Genomic DNA, 3,420 nt, shown 5'->3' on the forward strand with positions numbered 1-3,420 from the left:
CAGACAGCGTCCGGCTGCTTCTCTCCCGTCAGTTCATCTCATTCATGTCCGGCCGTATTCATCCGGTTCGGTCTGTTTCCACCAGATTCAATCAGATTCCATCAGGTTCCATCCCGTTTATATCGTCTTGAATAATGGTCTGACGATCTTTTGAGCTTCCGGAGTGAGATACCCGTAGACAGAACCGACGACAACCGGAAGCCATGCCAGTATCTCCTCCCGGGTCCTCCCGGTCACCGCACAGTATGCATCCAGATACTGTTCCTCATATCCCTGCCGGGCGATGTAATAATCCATGTAACTGCGGCATGCATCGGCGGCCGGAGAGCCACATGACACCTCCCCCCAGTCGATGATGATACAGGAATCACCGTCACAGAGGATATTACCGCCATGAAAATCGCCATGACAGAGCCGGATATCTTCAGGAAGTTGTGCCAGCAGTTTTGTGAGCCGTTCTTTTTCAGCAGGGGCAAGACCGGGGCTTGCGGTAATCATCGCCTGGAGCATGATTTTCATCGTTCGAAATCCGGAAAACTCGATCGCATGCAGTGCTGCCTGAAGCCGGGCAACTGTATCGAGCACATACGGCACCCTGCGTGTGTCTTTGAGCATCATATCAAGGAGTGATGTGCCTTTGACCGCATCCATGAGAAGGACGGTCCGGTTACAGAAGGTCTCAACGCCATACACCCGTGGAGAGGGAACATTGAGTTCATTTACCACCGCCATGGCATACGCCTCCTGAAATGCGTCTGTTTTCGGCTTATTCTCCCTGAATACCTTTGCTGCGATTCCATCCCTGACATAGATAACCGCAGCCATTCCAACGCCTATACGCTCCCCATACCGCTGTATGAACGCACTGTCATCCCCGATATCCTGAAAGAGTGGTGTTTCACCGGTTTTACCTGTTTCATCCTGCATACGTACCCCTCATCTCACGAATGAATTGTCGTCATGGTGACGATGCATACACGTGATGAAGACAATAATCTTTTTTACCCATGTTTATACTATTCGATTCTCCTGTTCCCGTGCAGGTACGGTATTCAGGATAGTGGCAAGACGGAAGAAAAGCAGACCCAGGATGAAGAGAATAATGGGAATAATTGTTGGAATAAGAAAAGGAACGATCAGGTTCAGTCCGAACATAAGTGTCATCAGATGCAGCATCATGAGAAGGCCGGCGGTTTTTTTCTTCACCGGAGAACGGGGGGCTCTGTCATTTGGTATGGCAGCATTTTTCTGCAGGTATGGCCGGATTATTTTGAAAAGGCCCAGACTTCCCGTGATAAGATTCCATAATCCCAGGCTTGTCAGCATCCAGCCGGTCAGAAGGCCGGGAATCATGCAGGAACATATTCCAAGGGAAACGATGAGCAGCCCGATGAGAATCAGGGGCCATGAACGTTTGTATATCCCGAGCGGGGTTTTTCCAAGGGCCAGGACCTGAATAGCCATGATAACCATCAGCAGGCCGAACTGACTGTCCCGTGAGAACGGGTAGAGCCCAAGGCCTATCGGGATTAGCAGCAGGGCAAAGAGGGTGAAGATGACCCCAAGCAGGATCAGGAATGAGACCGGAACAGAGAGAGATGCCTCCTGCAACAGAAGAAACCGGAATGCATTCGATAGATAAGACGATTCTTCTTCGTCCTGGCACCCTGCACCCCGGGGATATGTATCCGAGACCCTCTGGAGACAAAAGGCAAGATAGAAGAGACTGATGCCGAATAAGAGGGCAAGGATTGAGATGGGGATACCGGGGAGAAGAGAGGGAACGAGAACTGCACATCCGAACCATACTTCAAGCAGATACACAAGGGCACAGGCAATGGTCAGATGACGCAAAATACCCGGAATTCTGATCCACTGCCGTGCTCTCTCACCGGACCATACCAGCTGAAGAAATAGGGCTGTTCCTCCGGTTATCATCAGGAATGCGACAAAAAAACGGATTATTCCGGTCAGCAGCCCGGGTATAAAACAGGCACCGGTTCCAGGAACAGCGGTTCCGACACCAAGGATAATGATAAGCCAGGTACGGCGGAATGTCCCAAACGGGGTCTTTCCCACGGTGATCATCTGAATTGAGAGGAGGAGCAGGACAAGGCCAAAGGTCCCGTCAGGATGAAAGGAGAGCATTCCTGCCTGGACAGGATACTGCAGCAGACCAAAGAGGAGCATGAATATGCCAAAGACAACCAGGATGACGGTCTCAAGGGTCAGTTCGAATGTGCTCCCAAGGATCGGGCCTGGTATGCCGTGGTTTTTTGTCCCGGATGTAATGGGTGGTGCTCCTGTACAGTTATTCGTCCCGTTGTCTGATTAAGATAGTTGATTCATGAACTACAGTCACGCATTTCATCGTTTTCGGTATGCGGAGATGTCAATGAGACAATACCCGTCTGGTAAAGACAGACATCTGACCTGATTTTAATTGAATAATAATCGAATATCACTTTTTCCCGGTTTTAATAGAAATACCCGCCTTCCCCTGACGCAATGGTTATCTCTTCAGATTCCGGTATGTAGGAACCATTCGGGTATGTATCTGTATATCTGGTAATGATTCGGTTATTCAGTCCAGAGTAGGTATAGAACTGAACGGTCACCGAATCATTCCGGATAATCACGACAGGGTCAAACCGTTCCGGATAATCTCCTTTCCAATTCCATTTTGGACTCTTCAGTTCATCTGATGAAGGAACAGCCTGGGATGATACGGTGTCATTACGTGCGGTTGCAACCATGTCATCATTCAGAATGATGTGGGCTGACCATGTGTGCCTTTTCAAAACAGATGTGTGATTTCGAATCATTTTACGCAGAACTGATGCTTCAGGGTATGATTCAGGACTATTATCACCAGAGATATACTTGAATATCTCTCCATCACCAGAGGGAGGGATTTTGTTATACATATCGGTTTTATACTCATCCGGAAGAGTGAGAGTCTCGTTTGTATCAAAAACAGACAAAACCGGGACACCCATCATAAATGTCAGATAATAATAGCCTGAAATCTTTTTGCCGGGAGAAATGTGAAGATGAGGGAACGCTTCAAGGACCGCCGTACCATTACAGGGATACAATGACCAGCCTTCCGGAAGGGGTACACATTCCTCCTGTTCTTCATTGAAACCATCAAACGGGCAGTTTCCACCTGATATCATGGACAACAGGGTGTCACAGAGGATGATACGGTCTGCCTCTTCCCGAATGGTTTGCATATGAGGATAATAATAAACAAATTCTGGCGTTTTCTGATTATTTTCATCGGATCCGGAGAGGAGTGCAGAAGGTTCGCTGGTGGTACCGGAAACCGTCAGAACGATAATAAAATTACAAAGAAGGAAGAGTAAAACGATGATTGTTTTTTTCATAGAGAGAAATGATCGGTGATAATATTTCATG

Annotated in this window: 4 protein-coding genes; 1 reads left to right on the forward strand and 3 read right to left on the reverse strand. The window is 48.2% G+C overall.

The window, feature by feature from the left end:
• Positions 1-117 precede the first annotated feature (117 nt).
• Both PLA23_RS10115 and PLA23_RS10120 read right to left on the reverse strand, forming a co-directional pair.
• Positions 118-927 carry a phosphotransferase family protein gene (locus PLA23_RS10115; RefSeq protein WP_324331398.1) on the reverse strand — a complete coding sequence of 270 codons (810 nt, stop codon included), beginning with the start codon at positions 925-927 and terminating at the stop codon, positions 118-120.
• Between the two features lie 84 nt (positions 928-1,011).
• Positions 1,012-2,190, reverse strand: a complete 1,179-nt coding sequence (locus PLA23_RS10120; protein ID WP_324331396.1) for a hypothetical protein — start codon at positions 2,188-2,190, stop codon at positions 1,012-1,014.
• 4 nt (positions 2,191-2,194) lie between these two features.
• Between PLA23_RS10120 and PLA23_RS10125 the strand changes: the two genes are divergently transcribed.
• Positions 2,195-2,335 (forward strand): hypothetical protein, encoded by a 141-nt coding sequence (locus tag PLA23_RS10125; protein WP_324331394.1) that lies wholly within the window; start codon positions 2,195-2,197, stop codon positions 2,333-2,335.
• A gap of 142 nt (positions 2,336-2,477) precedes the next feature.
• Here the strand turns inward: PLA23_RS10125 and PLA23_RS10130 are convergent.
• Positions 2,478-3,420: hypothetical protein (locus tag PLA23_RS10130; protein WP_324475107.1), on the reverse strand; the 943-nt coding region annotated here is incomplete at its 5' end.

Origin of the sequence: Methanospirillum sp., assembly GCF_035406105.1 — an archaeon.
In the GTDB taxonomy this organism is placed as follows: Archaea; Halobacteriota; Methanomicrobia; order Methanomicrobiales; family Methanospirillaceae; genus Methanospirillum.